Annotated in this window: 17 protein-coding genes and 1 other RNA gene; 9 read left to right on the top strand and 9 right to left on the bottom strand. The window is 42.7% G+C overall.

All coding sequences use genetic code 11. The features are described from left to right. Window positions 1–6: 6 nt before the first annotated feature. The 3 genes from POW22_RS07175 to POW22_RS07165 all read left to right on the top strand — a co-directional run bounded on the left by POW22_RS07175 (window position 7) and on the right by POW22_RS07165 (window position 4,857). Window positions 7–948 (top strand): hypothetical protein, encoded by a 942-nt coding sequence (locus POW22_RS07175; RefSeq protein ID WP_272831951.1) that lies wholly within the window; start codon window positions 7–9, stop codon window positions 946–948. 367 nt (window positions 949–1,315) lie between these two features. Next, complete coding sequence (locus POW22_RS07170) at window positions 1,316–3,028, top strand: CUB domain-containing protein (RefSeq protein WP_272831950.1); 1,713 nt, start codon at window positions 1,316–1,318, stop codon at window positions 3,026–3,028. A gap of 77 nt (window positions 3,029–3,105) precedes the next feature. Further along, complete coding sequence (locus POW22_RS07165; RefSeq protein WP_272831949.1) at window positions 3,106–4,857, top strand: T9SS type A sorting domain-containing protein; 1,752 nt, start codon at window positions 3,106–3,108, stop codon at window positions 4,855–4,857. Here POW22_RS07165 and POW22_RS15445 read toward each other — a convergent pair whose 3' ends face one another. The 3 genes from POW22_RS15445 to POW22_RS07155 all read right to left on the bottom strand — a co-directional run bounded on the left by POW22_RS15445 (window position 4,858) and on the right by POW22_RS07155 (window position 7,482). After that, window positions 4,858–5,259 carry a DUF2752 domain-containing protein gene (locus POW22_RS15445; protein ID WP_419180994.1) on the bottom strand — a complete coding sequence of 134 codons (402 nt, stop codon included), beginning with the start codon at window positions 5,257–5,259 and terminating at the stop codon, window positions 4,858–4,860. It lies immediately after the preceding gene. Continuing rightward, on the bottom strand, window positions 5,259–5,531 hold the full coding sequence (locus POW22_RS07160) for a CD225/dispanin family protein (RefSeq protein ID WP_272831948.1): 273 nt from the start codon (window positions 5,529–5,531) through the stop codon (window positions 5,259–5,261). Before POW22_RS07160 ends, POW22_RS15445 begins: the two co-directional genes overlap by 1 nt. 121 nt (window positions 5,532–5,652) lie before the next feature. Next, window positions 5,653–7,482 carry a T9SS type A sorting domain-containing protein gene (locus POW22_RS07155; protein ID WP_272831947.1) on the bottom strand — a complete coding sequence of 610 codons (1,830 nt, stop codon included), beginning with the start codon at window positions 7,480–7,482 and terminating at the stop codon, window positions 5,653–5,655. Window positions 7,483–7,622: 140 nt separating this feature from the next. Here POW22_RS07155 and POW22_RS07150 point away from each other — a divergent pair, with 140 nt between their 5' ends. Further along, window positions 7,623–8,189, top strand: coding sequence for a Smr/MutS family protein (locus POW22_RS07150; RefSeq protein WP_272831946.1), 567 nt, complete (start codon window positions 7,623–7,625; stop codon window positions 8,187–8,189). On the opposite strand, the gene POW22_RS07145 is transcribed toward POW22_RS07150, so the two are convergent. Further along, window positions 8,176–9,126 carry a hypothetical protein gene (locus tag POW22_RS07145; protein WP_272831945.1) on the bottom strand — a complete coding sequence of 317 codons (951 nt, stop codon included), beginning with the start codon at window positions 9,124–9,126 and terminating at the stop codon, window positions 8,176–8,178. The genes POW22_RS07150 and POW22_RS07145 overlap by 14 nt on opposite strands. A 98-nt stretch (window positions 9,127–9,224) precedes the next feature. Between POW22_RS07145 and POW22_RS07140 the strand changes: the two genes are divergently transcribed. Further along, entirely contained in the window at window positions 9,225–10,373 is a 1,149-nt protein-coding gene (locus POW22_RS07140; protein WP_272831961.1) for a cysteine desulfurase family protein, read from the top strand. A gap of 3 nt (window positions 10,374–10,376) precedes the next feature. Here the strand turns inward: POW22_RS07140 and POW22_RS07135 are convergent, their stop codons facing one another. Both POW22_RS07135 and POW22_RS07130 read right to left on the bottom strand, forming a co-directional pair. Beyond that, a complete protein-coding gene (locus POW22_RS07135; RefSeq protein ID WP_272831944.1) occupies window positions 10,377–12,842 on the bottom strand; it encodes a TonB-dependent receptor in 2,466 nt (821 codons plus the stop codon). A 9-nt stretch (window positions 12,843–12,851) separates the two neighbouring features. Next, on the bottom strand, window positions 12,852–14,555 hold the full coding sequence (locus POW22_RS07130; RefSeq protein ID WP_272831943.1) for a M23 family metallopeptidase: 1,704 nt from the start codon (window positions 14,553–14,555) through the stop codon (window positions 12,852–12,854). 218 nt (window positions 14,556–14,773) lie between these two features. Here POW22_RS07130 and POW22_RS07125 point away from each other — a divergent pair, with 218 nt between their 5' ends. The 4 genes from POW22_RS07125 to rny all read left to right on the top strand — a co-directional run bounded on the left by POW22_RS07125 (window position 14,774) and on the right by rny (window position 17,234). Then, window positions 14,774–15,064 carry a hypothetical protein gene (locus POW22_RS07125; protein ID WP_272831942.1) on the top strand — a complete coding sequence of 97 codons (291 nt, stop codon included), beginning with the start codon at window positions 14,774–14,776 and terminating at the stop codon, window positions 15,062–15,064. 2 nt (window positions 15,065–15,066) lie between these two features. Beyond that, on the top strand, window positions 15,067–15,357 hold the full coding sequence (locus POW22_RS07120) for a cell division protein ZapA (RefSeq protein ID WP_272831941.1): 291 nt from the start codon (window positions 15,067–15,069) through the stop codon (window positions 15,355–15,357). A 52-nt stretch (window positions 15,358–15,409) separates the two neighbouring features. After that, window positions 15,410–15,517, top strand: a non-coding RNA gene (gene ssrS, locus POW22_RS07115) — 6S RNA. Window positions 15,518–15,668: 151 nt separating this feature from the next. Next, window positions 15,669–17,234, top strand: coding sequence for a ribonuclease Y (gene rny, locus POW22_RS07110; protein WP_272831940.1), 1,566 nt, complete (start codon window positions 15,669–15,671; stop codon window positions 17,232–17,234). Here rny and POW22_RS07105 read toward each other — a convergent pair whose 3' ends face one another. Genes POW22_RS07105 through xerD form a run of 3 tightly spaced genes read right to left on the bottom strand, consistent with a single transcriptional unit; the run spans window position 17,235 to window position 19,493 of the window. Then, window positions 17,235–17,609, bottom strand: a complete 375-nt coding sequence (locus tag POW22_RS07105; RefSeq protein ID WP_272831939.1) for a DUF2200 domain-containing protein — start codon at window positions 17,607–17,609, stop codon at window positions 17,235–17,237. A 34-nt stretch (window positions 17,610–17,643) separates the two neighbouring features. After that, window positions 17,644–18,591, bottom strand: coding sequence for an aldo/keto reductase (locus tag POW22_RS07100; RefSeq protein WP_272831938.1), 948 nt, complete (start codon window positions 18,589–18,591; stop codon window positions 17,644–17,646). After that, the gene (gene xerD, locus POW22_RS07095; RefSeq protein ID WP_272831937.1) at window positions 18,588–19,493 is read right to left on the bottom strand and encodes a site-specific tyrosine recombinase XerD; all 906 of its coding nucleotides are present in this window, start codon (window positions 19,491–19,493) and stop codon (window positions 18,588–18,590) included. The genes POW22_RS07100 and xerD overlap by 4 nt, the downstream gene beginning before the upstream one ends. Window positions 19,494–19,605: the final 112 nt, after the last annotated feature.

Here is a 19,605-nt window from a genome sequence, read left to right as displayed (position 1 = left end):
CACACTATGAAAAGAACTTTTCTAGGCCTTTGTGCCGCTGCACTAATGTTTTCTTGTGCAGAAGAACCGCAACAATTACCTGAGGACAATGCCATTGACCTGGCTAAGATTGCCACCTTGGCTACCGCAACACCAGATGCTACTTTAGACGGAACGAATTTGGGAATGTATCGTGGCGTATTCGTATCGGCAGATACTGAGTTTCATGGAGAATTGATCGTTTCTATATCAGAAACAGAAACTCCAATGGCATTGGTAGCATTGGACAATGATAAATCGCTTTACTTTAAAGGACAGGCTTTAGGGGAGAATCAATTCAGATTCAAGAATGCAGATGCGTTCTTTACTATTGACGTATCAGATCGTGATAATGTATTGATTTTAGGATCTGACTTAAACAGTCGTCCTATCCATATTCGCTTGGTAAAGGATGATGCTGATACCAGAGCGTCTGTTTCATTAGGAACTTTTGTGGATTCAGCTGATTCTGGATTTGGAGGAACTTGGGATTTCATCAGTACTTCAACCACAGACATTACTCAGCCTATTCCATTTCCACCATTTACCTTTACCATTACAGTTGATAATATTGACGAGTTGGTGATTTGTTATGACAACGGAACTCCAGAAGGACGTATGTTCAACGACACTTCTCAAGAAAGTTTTACAGCCTCAGGTTGTGGTGTTATTCCTGAAGGGACTTATGCACCTTTTACATTGGGGCCAGAAACCTTAGTGCTTCCTATCATCGGAGCTAGAGACGTTGATGAAATTGCTGCCTTTGGACAAACTACAAACATTTTGGGTAATGATCTTACTTGGAATATTGGTTCGACTATTAATGGTGCTACAGTAGGGACACAGGCCTATGTAGATCTAAGTTGCACAGAAGTTGCTTCTGGAACTTGGTCTTGGAACGGCAGAAACGGTACCATCGTTTTAGATTAAGGAAGGTCTTTTTCTGTTCATTAGCTCTTTGAAAAGAGCATAAAGCCTTTAAAATTCAATTGATTTGAGTTTTAAAGGCTTTTTTTATGGTTCAGAATAGAAATTGACTCGTTTTGAGCGTGTTGAGGCAGTCATAGGTGTCAAATCCATGTGATCGCCCATTATGCAAGGGTTGACAGCAGCTTTAAATCACGAATTGTCAGAAATTTTAGGATTTTATTATTCACACATCGAAAAAATAACACTGTTGATGGAAATTTTAAAATTTCCTTAACAATTCCATTGCGTTTTTTAAAAATGCACATATATTGGCAACTCGAATTTTAGCGAACAGAACTTTTAACTTTTCAAAACCTCGCATTTAACAATGAAGAAATTTATTTTACTACTTGCTCTAGGGGTTGTGGCTTACTCCTGTAGCGAGGAAGGTACCGATCTAGATCAAAATGAAACCAACGCATTTTTAGAATCGGTGGACCCGAAAGCAACGCCAAGCGCCGCTTTGGACGATTCAAGCTTGGGAATGTACCACGGATTTATTGCAACTTTAGACTCAGACTTTAACGCCAAGATTTGGATTAACGCCGGTAACGACGGAAAATTCAACGCTACGGCTAAGTCTATTGATGGAGAGAAGTATTCATTCTTTTCTCATGAAGCCGATATGGCTGGAACTCAGTTCACTTTTAAAGGTGTAGCTGGAACTTTTACGTTTGACATTTCAGACCTTGGCAATCCTATCGTTAGTGATGTGACCATCAACGGTAAAGACGGAATCAGCCACGTGTACAAAGAATTCAGCTCTCAACGAGGTGTTGTATCTCTTGGTAACTATGTGGACGACGGTGATGCTGCCTTCACAGGAGTTTGGAACTTGATTAGTGATGGAAGTCCTCACCCTGCCGGTGCTGGAGAGATCATTACAGAATCTTTTGTGTTGTCTCCATCTGGAAATCCTTTCACGGATACTACCATTGAGACTTTTGACTTTGCATGTTTCGGACAGACAGGAATTCCTGGTTTGATCTTATTGAATGCAGGAGTTCAGAACGAGATCTGGTTGTTCGACCAGTCTTCAGTATGGGGACCTGCAACAGCAACTTATGACTTAGGTGTAAGTTCATCAGCTCGTGATTTCAACAATATTGGATATGATTCTTTCTCCAATCAAAATGCTGGTGGAACTGCCGGTTGTTTTATCACAGAGAGCCAAGGAACTTGGTCTTGGAACGGAAGAACAGGAACAGTAAGTTTCCCTGGAGACGTTCCACTTCCTGTTTTGACTTGTACAGACCCGATCTCTTTCTCTGCTGATACTGGAGGAACAATTACAAATTACCGTAACGATGAGAACGTTACTCGTGTAGTGACTACTGCTGACGGTTCTCCTATGAGCCTTTACTTCACCTCGTTTAACACAGAAAGCTGTTGTGATTTCTTGACCATTTATGATGGTGCAGATGCTACTGCGACTGAGATTGGAACTTATTCTGGAGGTGACTTATTCCAACAGCAAATTGATGGAACCGGAGATTCATTGACTTTAGTATTTACTTCTGACTTCTCTGTAACCGAAGAAGGATGGACTGCTGAAGTTTGTGGAGTAGCACCACCGCCACTTGTATGTGATGAAGACTTTGTAGATTCAGGAGGAACAACTGGAGACTATGGTCTTAATGAAGATACTACCACTACATTTACTGCTCCTTTAGGACAGGTTGTACTAGCTACTTTCCAAGCATTCAATATTGAAAGCGAGTGGGATTACATGCGCGTTTACGATGGAGCTACAGAAGATCCTGCAACTGAAGTAACTACCATTGGTGGAGCTACTACAGTAACTGCTAACGGAAACAGCGGATTTACAGGAACAAGCCTTCAAGGAGAGTCCTTCCAATCTTCTGGAGCTAGTTTGACTTTCGTGTTTGAATCTGATGATTTATTCACTGAGCCAGGATGGGAAATCTGTATCCAATATGTAACTGCAGCCACTGTAGCTGAAAAAGGTGCTAAAGACGCCTCTGCTATTGATGCTCCGTTCATTATGGAAGAAGTAGAACCAATGACTTTCAACAAATAAGAATTTTCTTATTGAGATAATCTTGATTAACACCCCCAGCTTCGGTTTGGGGGTGTTTTATTTAATCCCCCCGATTAATGAGATCAATCCCTCAACTGGTGATCCCGTTCTTGCTATTGGCAAGCGGCGGTCACGGCCAAGTGCTCTTTGAAGAGACCGCGACTTCACTTGGCCTTAACGAAATAAGAAATATAGGTGACGGTACTGGAATTAGCTTTGTCGACTTTGATGACGACGGCTGGGATGATATTACCGTTTGTACCAACGCTGGAGAACCGGTTCGATTCTATAAGAATACCGGTGGAGACTTTACCGAGATTAGTTTTGATATTGATGACCCTATGGTAGCTTCAAAGAGCGTGGTTTGGGTCGATTTTGATAATGACGGAGACAAAGATCTATTTGTGTCCTGTGAAACTGGACCTAACAAGTTTTACCGCAATGACGATTTTAATTTTATAGATATCACGGAGTCCGCTGGTTTTCCAACGACCAATGTCTATACCAATTCAGCGTCTTGGGGTGATTACAACAATGACGGCCTTTTAGATGTCTTTCTAGCCAATCGCGATCTGAGTCAAGTGATCCCTAATATGTTGTATAAGAACAATGACGATGGGACCTTTACGTTGGTAAATAATGAGGCCTTGATAGGCAACAGATCAGAGCTTAGTTTTCAAGGAACCTTTTACGACATCAACAACGACGGTTATATGGAGCTTTATTTGATCAATGACCGATTGTTGAGTAAGAACATTATGTATAAGAACCAGGCGAATGGGACCTTTTCTGATATTAGTTTCTTCTCGGGTTCAGACTATCAGATGAATGCGATGAGCTCAGCCATTGAAGACTATGACTATGATGGTTACACAGACATGTATATTACCAACACCACTATAGATTCGGGAGATCCCGATCCGGGAAATTATTTAATGAAGAATAATGGTGATGAAACCTTCAGCAACACGGCAATTAGTGCTGGGGTGCAATTCGGTTATTTCTCTTGGGGAGCGGTATGGCTCGATGGAGATCTTGACGGCTATTTAGATCTTTACGTGAGTGGTCAATTTGCCACGGATGGTGGTGGTATTTTACCAGCGGCTTACTATGACAATCAAGGCGATGCTAGCTTTGAGCGAATCGTGGGGCAGGGCTTTGAGGAAGATCTGGCTTTTTCCTATGGTAATGCCATGGGCGATATTGACAATGACGGTTATCCAGACATAATAGTAGCGAATAGAGATCCCTACACAGATTATATCTGGAAGAACAAGACCAGCGAGCTCAATAATAACAACTACTTCAAAGTAAAATTAGAAGGAACGGTTAGTAATCGCGACGGCATCGGCGCACGAATTGAGCTTTTGGCCAATGGATTGACACAATACCGTTTTACGGCTTCCTTAGAGGGGTATTTAAGCCAGAATTCAGAGGCTGAGTTCTTTGGTCTTGGCACAGCTGCAACAGTAGATCAAGTGAAAGTTTATTGGCCCAGTGGAATTGTAGATACCTACAACGACCTTAGTGCTAACCAGACGGTGACCATCATTGAGGACAATGCCATTTTAAGCGTGGAGGAGCAACAGATTGGTCAAGGATTGCGACTCTATCCAAATCCGGCAACAGAAGTATTGAATTTACAACTTCCTAAAGAATCCATGGAATCTTACGTGGTCTATAATACGCTAGGCCAAGAAGTCCTCAGCGGGAAATTCAATACGAGTCACCAGGCGCAGATTGACCTTTCTAATCTAAGCGCGGGAGTATTTGTATTGAAAGTTACTGCAACAAATCGCACCATTACTGAGCGTTTTATAAAGCAATAATTAGGGAGCTAAATAGCAAAAAGGCTGAAAGGGAATATTTCTCAGAGCCCAGAACACCAACACAATGATCAAAACCACTTTTGGAAAGATGGGTTTGTAAATGTAGTTGGTGATTTGCTTTTGGGATAATTGATTATAAAGGGTGACTCCAAAATTGTAGAGGACCACTCCTAGGGCAGGGAGGAATAAAAAATTATAAGAAGCAGTCTTACCAAACTCTAAATGAACCAAGCTATGCAAGGCCCTTTGGCTTCCGCAACCCGGACAATAAACACCTGTCAAACTGTAAAAAGGACATTTGGGAAACCAATTGAAATCTTCTGGGTTGTAAAAAAAATATACCAGTAGTAAAGCTACTACTGGTATAGATGCAAGGATAATGTTTTTAAAGCTGATTTTCACTAGCCCCAATTCCCAAGTGCTGCAATACCAATTACGAAATAGATGATCGCTACTATGACGTATTGTAAGATGCCTATAATGAAGCCCCAAAGGGTCCAAGTTCGGGCTTGTTTAGAAGCAGCCAATGCACCTTCTATATTTCCAGCTTCATACTCAGAGTTCACCTTAGCCGCATTTACAATTCCAATGATCCCGAAGATCAAACAGCAGAATATGGTCACTAAGATGGATTCAACAAGATAGTTTTTAGGTTTGTTTTGAATTTGTTCCATGGTTAATTAGTTGATTGGTTGTGATGGCATCTTGCCTAGGAGTTGAAAGTAATAAAATATAAGGCAAATAAAAAATCCCCATAAGAAATGGGGATTTTACTTGATATGTTGTAGTGTTTACTTATTTGTTGAATACACGAATCTTTTCTGTTTTGACAGCGCCGTCCTTAGTCTGTAGTCTTAGAATATAGATTCCGTCTGCGAGTAATGACGTTGGGTAGGCATATCGAGAATTAGCACCTAGGTCATTGCGTGTCCACAAGATACGTCCGTTAATGTCGTAGAGCGTTGCAGATTCAAGTACTAAGGCTTCGTCGTTTAAGATCTCTAATTGCTTAGAAGGATTATTTTGGAAGATCTGTACTTTGGCCTCAACGGCGGCTGTAGCAGCTTCACCCTCGTGAGCTCTTTTATTGAACGCTACAAAAAAGCGATCCTCATAGACACCTGGAGCCAGATCATTAATTTCTATATAATTCTCTTTACTGAACAAACGGTATGTGTCGTTTACTGCATCGTATAAGTACATGTCCTTACTGAATTCAGCACGTTCAGTAATATACAAGCGGAAATCAGATGTAGATCCAACTTTAAATCCTAGTGGAATCATTGCACCTCGGTCAAAAGGTACCGTTTGAATGATGTATTCATTATCGGGATCGTCAGAAATACTCCAATAAATATCATTTTCAAAATCTCTCGGGCTTTTGGCATCCATCCCGCGATCTTCACCAAAGGTTGCTTTGTCAAAGAATAAGAGGGCTAGAGGAGAGGCAAAATTATCATTGATAAACGCAGTGATTCTTACAAAAGGACGCTCTTTTTGGCGCGCTGTTTCATCACCATCAGCCGCGGTACCGTCTACAACCATTGCTGCAGAACCATCAGCACTTCCACTTTTAAATTCAGAGAAAGTAGATGCGCCTTCCACCACGTATTCACGGTATTCATCACGCATGGTAACCGTACCGTCTGCAGCTCCACGTACCATAAATCCTTGTCCAATAGGAGCGTAGCGACGCTGAATTAAAGCTGTTCCACTCGTTCCCGTTGGAGGTCCAGAAGAACCATCGCCTGCATACGATAAAAAGATCGCAGGTTGATAAAAACCATCAGCAGTACCGTCTGCTGTCCAAACGGCATAACCACCTTGGTAAGCGTTTAGGTAATGAGAATTTACCGAGTGGTCTTGCTCCCAGTAAAAGGCCTGGGCATCAACATCAGGATTACCATCAAAAAACTCTTGCAAATCAACAGCAGAGGGATATGGGTTTCCAATCAAGGTCAATTGGTCTTCTAGCACAGCGTTGGTGATGTCACCACTGTTCGGCTTTCCTCTAAAATCGTATTCTTGTTGGGGTGTGGTGGCTAAATCGGCTCCAACGTCAACACCTTTCATAGTAAATCCTTGTCCTGGAGCTACCGTAGTGTTCTGACCTACGTATACCCAGTCAGAATAAGTTGTTCCTGCCGTAAACTTCCAGATCCAACGTGTAGAAATAGTAAGTGGGCTAGAGGAACCATTAAAGGCGGTAGTTCTAGTTGCTTGGTTACTGTCGGTAACATCAACTACGTCATAGAACTTTCGAATACCGAAGTATTCATTTCCAGCCGCTCCAGATGCGCTACCTATAGGGGAAGCCCAAAAGTTATATTCGTAGCTGTCTGCAAACCCTTGTTGGTAAACAGAAAGTAAACCTGTACCTGAATTGGGGCTTGATCCTGTGTTGCCTTGAATAAGCTGACTGTCGCCGCGCAAGTAAATGCTGGCCTCTGTTGTGGGATCGTAAGTGTTTAAGGTCAAATTTATTTCGTCATCTACATAGAGAACCTCGTCGTTCACATAAATGTAGGAGTCCGTCGAAGAAGTAGGATTCGGTCGGACTGTGAGCTGTGCAAATGCTGAAGTGAGTCCAGCTGCAAAGCATGAGAATAACAATAGTTTTTTCATGATTTTCAACAAGTTATGGGTGTACTTATTGGGGGCAAGTACTATTATTTGTCATAAAAGTAGGAAAAAACTAAACGTTCCAAGAACAAATTCGATAAATTACCCGAAAATTACGTGTAATCCAGTCTAAATGACGTTAAATGGCAGTTAATCAGGGATTTTCGGTTGGTGATCGAGTAGAGGCTATCGAAGACAATACCCAAGGAGAAATCGTTTCAATTGGTCAAGGACTAGCCCTTGTTAGAACTGAGGATGGATTCGACCTGGAATTTGAACTCCACGAACTCGTTCCACAGTTAGCCCATCAACCGCTGAATATGGCTGCTGCTGCTCACAAACAAAAAGAAGTACAGCAGGAAGCTCAGAAAAAGCAAAAGCACAAACAACAGCCTAAAAGGACCAAGACCATTCCGCCTATGGAGGTGGATCTGCATATAGAGAAGTTGGTCAAAGATCACCGCAGATTAATGCCTCACGAGCATTTGGAGATTCAATTGGAAAGAGCAAAGCGAAGCATTGATTTGGCAATCCAGAAAAAACTACCCAAGCTTGTGCTCATTCATGGAATAGGTGAAGGGGTGCTAAAAACGGAGCTACACTTTCTTATTGGCCGTTATGACGGTTTGCGTCACGAGCCTGCGGATTACCAAAAATACGGCCAAGGAGCTACGCTAATACACATCAGCCAGAAGGCTAGTCGTTGGTAAACTCTGGAATGATGGTAAAAGTGGCATTGAAAGCGTTGTCAATGGTACCTAGGAACAAGGTTTCCCGAATCAGCTCTTCGCTGCCGTTGCTCAGCACTAGATCTAGAAGTGTTACCGTAACTGAGGTATTTAAAGTAAAATCATGCGGGCGGTAAGATTCCACAACAGTTTCATTAGTCACAGCCGGGTTTAGATAATCTGGGCCTACAGAAGGGTCCGTCACATCGTCAGCCGGGTTTTCATTGGCATTAGTATCCTCATTGCGGGTAAGAATGCCGTCGCCATCATCGTCTGGATCTAAATAATCTGGAATACCATCGTTGTCCGTGTCTCTAGGATTGGTATATGGATCGTTATCGCCGTCTGCGTTTTCCGTGTCGAGCTCATTTTCTGTGGGAATATTGTCTCCATCGTCATCAAAGTCGATATAATCCGGAAGGCCATCACCGTCTGTATCCAACGGGTTGGTAAATGGATCGTCATCTTCGTCCTCATTGAGTTCGTCAAGCTCATTGTCTAAGGCTATGCCGTCATTATCATCTTCAACAGCGATAACATCTAAGACAGCTTCCCCAGAATTACCAGAGAAATCACTGACTATCTGTGGTTCTGATGGGGTTACATTACTGCAAAAGAAACTCGCATCAACTTCTCCGGTATACGTTCTGTAGTTCACAAAATTACTCGTCCCGTTAAGCGAATAGCTTCGTTCTTGAGTAGAAAGGTAAATATCATCATTGGTTCCCAAAACCAAAGAGATGGACTCCAAATTGGTATTATTGACCTTAAAGAAGACGTAATCTCCTACCTCTCCACAGTTGGTGAGTGCAATATCATCAAAGTCAAAAGTGGTTACAATAATGTCCCCATCATCACAAGAAACAGCAGTGATAACGAGGCTTAGGAGTAATAAAAATCGGGAGGTAAATCGCTTCATAGATCAAAAAAAAGTCCGCAGACAGTACTAAAAACGAAAATACTCGAAATATGTTATTTTTGCTATACTTTAACCAACAATAACTAAATTTTAAGGCTCTGAAAACTGTATATCTAGATTCAGCCGCAACCACGCAACTCAGACCAGAAGTGGTAGAAACCATGACCGCCGTGCTTGCCGATTCTTTTGGGAATCCCTCTTCTACCCACCACAGTGGGCGAGCGTCTAAATCGCTAATTGAAAAAGCCCGAAAGGACATAGCCAAACAACTCAATGTGCATCCTGGAGAGATCATTTTTACTTCAGGAGGGACAGAAGCTGACAATTTGATCCTGCAAAGCTGTGTACGGGATTTGGAAGTGGAGCGAATCATTTCTTCCCCCATAGAGCATCACGCTGTTTTACACACCATAGAGGAGTTGGCTGCAGATAGAGGAATTCAGGCCGATTGGGTCAACATTAAAAAATGTAGCAATATTGATTACGATCATTTATCGAGTTTGTTGGCTGATACTTCTAAGAAGACCTTAGTGAGCTTAATGCATATCAACAATGAGGTAGGTACCAAACTGGATGTGGAGCGCGTAGCGGCTATGGCTAAAGAGGCGGGAGCCTATTTTCATTCCGATACCGTGCAGTCCATTGGTCATTACGATGTAGATCTAGGCGCCTCTGGAATTGATTTTGCTGCCGTAGCTGCGCATAAATTTCACGGGCCAAAAGGTGCTGGATTTGCTTATGTCCGCAAGGATACTGGTTTAAAACCATTGATCTTTGGAGGGGCACAAGAGCGCGGAATGCGCGCGGGAACAGAATCTACACACAATATTGTAGGTATGGCTAAAGCCTTAGAGATGGCTTATGCCAATTTAGAAGAAGAGCGTGCCCATATCCAAGGAATTAAGGATTATTTCATTGCGCAGCTTAAGGAGCATATGCCAGGTATCAATTTTAACGGTAGTTGTGCAGACCCTTCACAGAGTACGTACACGCTTTTAAACGTCTGTTTGCCCATTCCGCCGCAAAAAGCGTTAATGCTGTTGTTTCAAATGGATCTTAAGGGTATTGCTTGTTCTAAAGGGAGTGCGTGTCAGAGTGGGAGTACAGGAGCATCTCATGTGCTGTCTGCTTTTTTGAGTGAGGAAGACCTTAAAAAGCCATCCTTGCGATTCTCCTTCAGCATCTTCAATACTAAAGAAGAGATCGACTACGTAGTAGGGATTCTAAAAGAATTTATGGAAAGCTAGTTGCTAGAATTTCATTCTTAACCTAAGGTTAAATACACGAGGCGTAAGGAAGTTCGGGATGGAAAACTGCACCTTAGAATTCACATCTCGCACAAAAGTGCTGGTGATGGAGTTTCTCACGTCAAAGATGTTAAAGATCTCCGCTCCGAAGCTCAATTCCTTAAAGTTGCTCAAGAATCCGTTTTCGCGCTTGAAATCCTGTTGATCTACCAATACGTAAGACACACCTACGTCGGCACGGCGGTAGTCTCTCAATCGTGTTTGGAAATCATATGGATCTGCATAACTCGGCGAACCTGCCGGTAATCCGGTATTATAGACTAAATTCAAATAGGCCTTCAATTGTGGAATCACAGGCACGTAATCTTGGAAGAGTACTGCGATTTTAAAGCGTTGATCTGTCGGTCTAAAAATGTACCCACGATCATCGATATTCTCCTCTGTCTTCATAAAGCCCATACTTACCCAACTTTCTGTTCCAGGAACAAACTCCCCAGCCAATCGCATATCCAAACCGTAGGCATAGGCCACAGCATTGTTGCGAGCACGGTAACGTATACGAACGTTTTCTAAGGTATACGGATTTACATCAGTCAGGTCTTTATAATAGATCTCAGAATTTAAAGTAAAAGGACGTCCCCAAAGCTTAAAGCTGTAATCATTGCCCACTACAATATGAATAGATTGTTGTGCCTTTACTCCCGGTCTCACCGTTCCTGTAGAATCTCTCAACTCGCGATAGAAGGGAGGCTGATGATAAAAACCACCTGAAAGACGGAACAACATGTCCATATCCCAATCTGGCTTGATGGCAAACTGTACTCTTGGGCTTACCACAGTTTGAGTCACCGATTCAATATTGTCTCCAGAAACCGTCCAATTGTGTGCGCGAACTCCCGCGTTTAGCCATACATCGCTATTGCCCCAAGTGGTTTTGCGGCTCCATTGCGCATATCCAGAAAATCGGTTGGTCTGCACATCATTTTGAGCGCGAATGGTATTGAAAGGTACTATTGGTGTCGCGTTCGGGCTGTAGGGTTGATCGTTTCTAAATTCTACAAGCGGTGGACGGATAGAAAATCCTGCTGAGTCAATGATCTCGTATTCTTCTACGCGATCAATGATGTCCTCACGAGTGTATTTCACGCCGTATTCAAACTTATTGTCTCCAACAGCCAGGTTCCCTTTGTGCTCCACATTGATGATCAAAGCATCCAAATCGTTTCTAGCGTGGGTAAGCTGTGATCCGATACCTTCACTGAATTCAACTTCCCCGAGATTCTCGTCTCCAATATTGTTGTTCACCTGTCCCAAACGGTAGTTGGCAAAGATGTCAAAGTATTCCTGTTCCTGCGTTTGGAAGATGGAAGCGATGAATTTGGCCGTGTAGTTCTCAGAAACTAGGTAAGTTCCTTTTAAGGCTCCAAAATAGGTGTCGTAGCGGTCTTCTTCCTGTCCTTCATAGAAGATGAGCAAGGCGATAGGATCCGCTAAGGTTCCAAAATTGGTTTGACGGGTTTGAGGTTCAAAGCTGTATCGGTTGATCGCTGCGTTTCCTAAAAAGCTCAAGTCAAATCGATTGTTGACCTTGTAATTCAAATAGGCTTGTGCATCTGCAAAACGCGGTCTAAAGTTGGTCTCGGTTTGTTTGGCGTTTACAAAAAGGCTGTTGTCACGATAGCGCAAACCAACCATGCCGCTCAAACGACCGTCGTTAGAAATACTTCCTGCCGATACACTTGCGCCCAAAAGGCTCAAGTCTGCACTGGCTTCAAATTCCGTGGGTTTCTTATAGGTGATGTCGAGTACAGAAGACAAACGATCTCCGTACTTGGCTTGAAATCCTCCAGCAGAGAAATCTACAGAAGAAGTCAAGTCTGTATTGACAAAACTCAATCCTTCTTGCTGTCCGCTTCTGATCAAAAAAGGTCTGTAAACCTCAATTTCATTAACGTAGAGCAGGTTCTCATCAAAGTTACCACCGCGCACCGTGTACTGCGTACTGAGTTCATCGTTCCCACCAACTCCCGGTAAGGATTTGATCAAATTTTCCACTCCAGCATTGGCTCCAGGGATTCTTCGCACTGTTGCCGGGGAAATAGAAGTTACCCCTTGAACCTGTTTGTTTTCACGCCCTGTGATCACTACTTCTGTGATCTGGGTAACATCCACTTGCATTTGCGGGTTGAACTCGTAATCTTCATTACTGTCTAGATTCAAGCGAATCTGTACCATTTTGTGCCCTACATGGGTAAAGGTGACCACAACTTCTTGATTCGCGGGAATTTCTAAGAAATAGAATCCGCTAAAATCGGTTAGCGTTCCTCCGTCAGCATAAGTGACATTGGCTGAATCTAAGGGATTGTTGTCTGGGTCAAAAACGATACCTCTAACAGTCGCTGTTTGCGCCTGAACAAAAGAAGTGAGTAATACAAAGAATAATAAAAACGGGAGTCTAGAAGGTTTCAAACGCGTTGGTTATGATTGTTTTCTAAAAAAGGTTGCTTCAAATGTAGTACTATTTCCCACATTATCTACTACAACCAACTTCAAATTGTTTTCGGTATCAGTGCTGATATTATCCCCAAAATCATAAGTTAAAACGTCCTTTTTGTAATTATATTCCATCAGGATGAATTTGCCGTTGAGTGTAGCGCGGTAAGACTTGATCCCACTGCCTTCATCCTCGATCTTGATCTTAAGGGTTTTGTTGTTGCTGATCCATTTTTGATCCTGAAAGTTCTCTGGGCTGATGGTCGGGGCTTGCAAGTCAGTAGCCAAAGCATAGGTCCCAAAGGTTCTGGTGCGGATCGATAGTTTTTTGCCTTTGCGATAGGTGGTATTATAGTACGGCTCTCCTTTGTAGTTCAAACGCCCAATAAAGAGCTTGGCAAGGTCCTGATCCGAATAGTTACTCGCATCAAAACTAATGGTAATGTTTTTATGAATTGGGACTTCATCATAATGGAAATCCAAGGTGTCTGCCTCGGCTTCAATATCCAAATAAACGTCCTCATACAAACTGTTACTCGGAATAAATACAGAGAATTTGCCCTTGGTAATGGAAGTGTTCTCAGCAGCACTCACAAAATTAAGTCCGTCGGTATCGCTTTGCTTTGGAGTACTGGTAGTAGCCGCGCCCTCAATGGGAATGTCTATACGAACAGTATTGTCCTGAAAATCTTTGACCGTGATGGAATAAACTCCTTGGAAACCTTCTTCCACCTCAATAAGCCCACTGGCATCTTGGTTCTTAAAAAGACTTAAAGGGTTGTTCGGCGCTACAAAAAGACGTTGAACGCGGCTTTTATTGCGTTGCCAGTAGCCGTAATCGATGTATTGGTTTAAATAACGCGTTTCATTAAAGCTGAATCGATCAAAGAGGACTTCTAATTTGGTTTCACCATTGTAAGATGTTTTGATCTCATAAACACCATTTTTATTAGAAGCGCCGTCCATTTGGTCATAGGCAGAAATTCCAAAACCGATCTGCCCAATTGCTTTGACCTTCTCAGTTTTAAAAGAGCCGTCTTTTTGCGGAATCAATCTGAGCTTAACTGGCTTGAAGGCATTGTTGATATGCGCCTCTGAACTCTGTGGATAGGCAATCACACTATTGATCAAGGGTTTTTTGCCGTCCGGGATGTCCACGCCGAAAAGCATAGGGTTCATCGGGCGGGAATTCCCATCTCGAATTTCAAAGTGGAGGTGAGGTCCACCACTGCTACCACTGTTGCCAGAATAGGCGATCAGATCACCTTTTTTCACGGGCAGAAGCTCTGCCTCAGGAAAAAGCTCAATAACGTAGGATTCCTTCTTATACTGCTGCCCTTTTACATAATCCTGAATAGGACCTGCATAGTTGCTCAAATGGGCATATACAGTTGAATAACCGTTGGTGTGTTTGATATACAAGGCTTTCCCATAACCGTAATGCGAAACTTTGATCCGGCTTACAAAGCCGTCTGCAGGAGCGTAGACCGGGATTCCTTCCCGCTGTTGTGTTTTAATATCTAAACCGGAATGAAAATGGTTACTGCGCAGTTCTCCAAAACTTCCTGAAAGAATCAGAGGAATTTCCATAGGATTGGAAAAGTAGTCCTGAGGGACCTGTGGGGCTTGCGCGAATCCATCAGTAATAAAACAAAGGCAGAGGAGTAACCAAAGTGAAATTCGGTTCATAAATGTAAATTGAAAATGAGGTTATCGTTCCAAAAAGTAATGATACAAAATAATACAACGCAGAACCAACCCAATTAAGTCTGAGTATATAAAAATAAGCCGCTAAAATTTTGAGTTTAAACTCGCTCTTAGCCTCGGCTTAAAAAAACTTTAAAATTATTGGCTTATTAGAAGGGGTATGTTAACTTTGTGTAGTTAGCATTGAATGACTGGCCACTATGAGTGATCTTTCTCAAATTGTTGATTCACTAGAAAATAGAATCAGTAAGCTTCTACACAGAAGCGATTTGTTGCGTAAATCCAATATGGAGTTGCAGCAAGAATTGACTGCTTTAAAGAAACAGAAGCAGGAAATCATGGAAGACATCAGCGGGTGGAAGCAAAAGTATGAAACCCTAAAGACGGCCAATGCAATGCTCGGCAGCGACCAATATAAACGAGAAACGAAGCTCAAAATAAATGCATTAGTACGGGAACTGGATTACTGTATAGCCCAGATGTCCGAATAAATATGGCCGAAACGCTAAAAATAAAACTCTCTGTAGCCGATAGAGTCTACCCTTTAACCATTAGCCCTGACAAAGAAGAGGGCTTGAGAAAGGCGGCCAAGAAGATCGAGCAGATGATCCAGCGTTTTGAACAGAACTATGCGGTAAGAGATAAACAAGATGTACTGGCCATGTGTGCCTTACAGTTTGCAGCTCAAGTAGAGCAACGTTCTATAGATAAGGATAACGACTTGGAACAGATCGAAGCAAAACTCGCTTCCTTAGATCAATTACTCCAGGACCATATGTCCTAAACGATCTTTAAATAAAACTAGGTTACTGCCTACATTGATACAAATTTGGTAAACTCAACAGGAATTCTTTAAAAAGGGTGAGTTGAAGCTGTAAAAGCAGGCCGTCTTTGAACGGATCCTTGACCAGCTTGTTAGCCCTAAACTTGTTTTTAAGGAGTTTATACAATTTATCGCTATCGATGTAGGCTTTTTTTTTAGGGATCCCAACTTTGATTTTTCAGGTTATGAAAAATCAAAGTTGTGACCCTACAATTATATACTGAATAATCTGCTTGATCGAAGTGAATGGTTATTCATAATTACACCATCAAATGGATACAACTATCATATATATCGCCTTGGGATTGGGCGGGCTCATTCTAGGATTTGTAATCGCTAAAATGCTCGAAAAGTCTAAAGGTTCCCAGCTTGTCGGGGAGGCTAAAAAGAATGCTGCAAGCATTGTAAAAGAAGCCAAGAGTGAAGCAGAAAGCATCAAAAAAGACAAGATCCTTCAGGCCAAAGAGAAGTTTATTGAACTCAAGGCAGAACACGAAAAGGTAATCCTGAACCGTGAAAAGAAGATGTCTGAAGCAGAAAAGCGCACTCGAGATAAAGAATCACAAGTATCCAACGAACTTTCCCGCAACAAAAAGCTCAACGCTTCTTTAGAATCCAAAAAGAAAGAATACGAAGACCGCCTGAACTTCTTAGACAAGCGTCAGGCAGAGGTAGAAAAGGTGCATCGCCGCCAAGTAGAGCAATTGGAGGTGATTTCAAGCTTATCGGCAGAAGATGCCAAAGAACAACTTATTGAAAGTTTGCGTGAAGAGGCCAAGACTGATGCCATGGCTTACGTTCAGTCCTCTATTGAAGAGGCGAAGCTTACTGCGCAGCAAGAAGCCAAAAAAGTTGTGATCAATACCATTCAGCGCATCGGAACTGAAGAGTCTATTGAGAACTGTGTCTCGGTGTTCAATTTAGAAAGCGACGATGTAAAGGGTCGCATCATTGGACGCGAAGGACGTAATATTCGAGCTTTAGAGGCTGCGACAGGAGTGGAGATCATTGTGGACGATACTCCAGAGGCGATCATCCTCTCGTGCTTTGATTCAGTACGCCGTGAAGTGGCACGACTGTCTTTGCACAAATTAGTTACGGATGGACGTATACACCCGGCACGTATTGAAGAGATTGTTAAAAAGACCACCAAGCAGATCAATGAAGAGATCGCTGAGGTTGGTAAGCGAACCGTTATTGATCTAGGTATACATGGATTGCATCCGGAGCTGATCAAAACTGTGGGGCGTATGAAATACCGTTCCTCTTACGGACAAAACTTATTACAACACTCACGTGAAGTAGCTAAGCTTTGCGGGGTAATGGCTTCAGAACTCGGATTGAATCCAAAACTGGCTAAACGTGCAGGTCTATTGCACGATATCGGAAAAGTGCCTGAAAACGAAACAGAAGTACCTCACGCCTTATTGGGAATGCAATGGGCAGAGAAGTATGGCGAAAAGCCAGATGTTTGTAATGCCATCGGCGCCCACCACGACGAGATTGAAATGACCTCATTGCTTTCCCCTATTGTACAGGTTTGTGATGCCATCTCTGGTGCGAGACCAGGAGCGCGCAGACAGGTATTGGACTCCTACATTCAACGCCTTAAGGATCTGGAGGATATTGCCTTTGGATTTAGCGGTGTAACCAAAGCCTATGCGATCCAAGCTGGACGTGAATTACGCGTGATGGTTGAATCTGAAAAAGTGAGTGACGATAAGGCAGCACAGCTGTCCTTTGAGATCTCTCAAAAGATCCAGACAGATATGACCTACCCAGGACAGGTAAAGGTTACCGTGATCCGTGAGACGCGAGCAGTGAATATTGCGAAGTAATTACTTCGGTTTCCTAAGGATACTTTCCATTTTTTTACCACGGGCGAGCTCGTCTATAAGCTTATCCAGATAACGTGAATTCCGTGTAGTCTCATTGGTGATCTCCTCTACGCGATAGCCACAGATAACTCCCGTGATCAAATGTGCATTGGGGTTTAACGTACAACCCGCAAAGAAATCTCTAAAGTTGGTTTTGTTCTCTGCATGGGCCAACACCTGAGCTTTATCATAACCGGTAAGCCATTCCATTACAGCGTACATTTCCTCTTGGGTTCGCCCTTTCTTTTCAACCTTGTTGATGTAATGCGGCAGTATGGAGCCAAAGACCATATTGGCAATCCGCTCGTCGTGATGACTGGTGTCTGATTTGGCCATGATTTATGCGTTAGTTGAAGCCTAAAGCTACAAATTAATCATCATAAATATTCACATAGCCTTTTTCTTGGTTCTCAAAGAATTTGCCATTGACATAACGGAAATGACGATCCAATCCGGCGATGGTGTTCATATCCTCTTCGGAGAGTGATAGCTCTGCAGCAGCGAGATTCTGTGCTTGTCGGCCTTTGTTCGTCGATTTTGGAATCACGGTATTTCCTCTGTTTACGTGCCAGCCCAAAAGGACTTGTGCAGGAGTTACTTCGTGTTTATCTGCTATGGCTTTGATCTCAGGGAGTTCAAACATATTGGGTTCATCTTCTGCCTTCATAGCGTCCGATCGGTCCGTAGAACCTAAAGGTGAATAAGCAGTGATCAAGATGCCGTTGTCTTTGCAAAAGCTATGCAATTCTGGCTGTTGGAGTAGTGGATGCCCTTCCACCTGATTCATTTCTGGTGCTTCCTCGGCATTGGCCATCAAACGCTTTAGTTTTGGAATACTGAAATTGGATACACCGATGTGTTTGGCCAAGCCATCTTTTTTGGCTGCTTCCATGGCAGACCAAGTTTCTTCCAAAGGAATTTCATCCAAGGAAGCGTATTGACTTGGATTCTCCGGAAAGGTCACCCCAGGCTGAAATGCCACCGGCCAGTGGATCAAATACAGATCCAAATAATCCAAACGAAGGTCTTTTAAGGTCTTCTCTAAGGCTGGGCGAACATCACTGCCCTTATGCGCATCATTCCACAATTTAGAGGTCACAAAAAGCTCTTCACGTTTCACCAATCCGCGGTCAAAGGCTTCTTGAAAAGCTTCACCAATGACGTCCTCATTCTGATAGATAGCGGCGCAATCAATATGACGATAACCCAATTCAATGGCATCAATGATGGCCTTTTTGACCACTTCTGGGCTTGATTTCCAGGTTCCTAATCCCAAGGCTGGGATGCTTGTATTGTCTCTAAATTTTAAGTTTTTCATAGCTGTTTACTTCTAGGATGAAATTTACGGATTATTTCAGTCAAATGCGAGCGGTCCACATGCATATATACCTCCGTAGTCGTTATACTTTCATGACCTAACATTTGCTGAATAGCTCTGAGATCTGCACCATTTTCCAAAAGATGGGTCGCGAACGAATGTCTAAAAGTGTGTGGAGAAATGCTCTTTTTAATTCCTGCAGATTCTGCTAAGCGCTTGACCAAGGTAAAGATCATGGCTCGGGTCAAGCCTTTTCCGCGTCTGTTTAGAAACAAAGTGTCTTCATGCCCAGGTTGAACGGCGAGTTGGACTCTTTCTGTGGTGCGATACAGATCAATGTATTTCACCGAAGCTTGACTCACGGGGACAAAGCGCTGTTTGTTACCCTTTCCCGTGACTTTGATGACTCCTTCTTCAAAAAAGAGATCGGAGAGTTTGAGCTCTACCAATTCTGTGACACGTAAACCACTGCCGTAAAGGGTTTCCAGCATAGCGCGATTGCGGGTTCCCTGCGGATGGCTCAGGTCCACGGCCATCAGCAGTTGATCAACTTCTTCTACAGAAAGTGTATCGGGTAATTTGCGGCCGATTTTGGGTGCTTCCAATAATTCTAATGGATTATCTTCTCGGTATTTTTCAAAGATGAGGTAATTGAAAAAGCCTTTAAGCCCAGAAATTATACGGCTTTGAGTACGCGGATTAACATCTTTGGCAATTGCGTAAATGAATTCTTGAATCCGCTCTTGCCCAATGTGTATTGGACCTTCTTCAAAAGAATTATCAGCCAACCAACCCACAAGCTTTTGCACATCCAAGGTGTAATTTTGAATGGTATTATCAGAGAGTCCACGCTCAATTCTGATGTAGGTCGCGTAGTCTTTAAGTGCGCTGTTCCAGTTCATTCAGCCTTAGTTGTTAGCTCCCTAAAGATGCTAAGAAATCCACGAAATATCTAATAATCCCCAAAAGACTTCGTTATCTTTATACATGAAGTGCTTAATACTTCACGACAAT

Source organism: Gilvibacter sediminis (assembly GCF_028561565.1).
In the GTDB taxonomy this organism is placed as follows: domain Bacteria; phylum Bacteroidota; class Bacteroidia; order Flavobacteriales; family Flavobacteriaceae; genus Gilvibacter; species Gilvibacter sediminis.
This window is presented reverse-complemented; position numbering and strand designations above follow the sequence as displayed.

Excerpts from the sequence above, each read along its gene's own strand:
- rny (WP_272831940.1), top strand. The coding sequence starts at position 15,669 with ATGGATACAACTATCATATATATCGCCTTGGGATTGGGCGGGCTCATT.
- POW22_RS07120 (WP_272831941.1), top strand. The coding sequence starts at position 15,067 with ATGGCCGAAACGCTAAAAATAAAACTCTCTGTAGCCGATAGAGTCTAC.
- POW22_RS07175 (WP_272831951.1), top strand. The coding sequence starts at position 7 with ATGAAAAGAACTTTTCTAGGCCTTTGTGCCGCTGCACTAATGTTTTCT.
- POW22_RS07105 (WP_272831939.1), bottom strand. The coding sequence starts at position 17,609 with ATGGCCAAATCAGACACCAGTCATCACGACGAGCGGATTGCCAATATG.
- POW22_RS07155 (WP_272831947.1), bottom strand. The coding sequence starts at position 7,482 with ATGAAAAAACTATTGTTATTCTCATGCTTTGCAGCTGGACTCACTTCA.
- POW22_RS07150 (WP_272831946.1), top strand. The coding sequence starts at position 7,623 with ATGGCAGTTAATCAGGGATTTTCGGTTGGTGATCGAGTAGAGGCTATC.
- POW22_RS07130 (WP_272831943.1), bottom strand. The coding sequence starts at position 14,555 with ATGAACCGAATTTCACTTTGGTTACTCCTCTGCCTTTGTTTTATTACT.
- POW22_RS07145 (WP_272831945.1), bottom strand. The coding sequence starts at position 9,126 with ATGAAGCGATTTACCTCCCGATTTTTATTACTCCTAAGCCTCGTTATC.
- POW22_RS07165 (WP_272831949.1), top strand. The coding sequence starts at position 3,106 with ATGAGATCAATCCCTCAACTGGTGATCCCGTTCTTGCTATTGGCAAGC.
- POW22_RS07160 (WP_272831948.1), bottom strand. The coding sequence starts at position 5,531 with ATGGAACAAATTCAAAACAAACCTAAAAACTATCTTGTTGAATCCATC.
- POW22_RS07125 (WP_272831942.1), top strand. The coding sequence starts at position 14,774 with ATGAGTGATCTTTCTCAAATTGTTGATTCACTAGAAAATAGAATCAGT.
- POW22_RS07170 (WP_272831950.1), top strand. The coding sequence starts at position 1,316 with ATGAAGAAATTTATTTTACTACTTGCTCTAGGGGTTGTGGCTTACTCC.
- POW22_RS07100 (WP_272831938.1), bottom strand. The coding sequence starts at position 18,591 with ATGAAAAACTTAAAATTTAGAGACAATACAAGCATCCCAGCCTTGGGA.
- xerD (WP_272831937.1), bottom strand. The coding sequence starts at position 19,493 with ATGAACTGGAACAGCGCACTTAAAGACTACGCGACCTACATCAGAATT.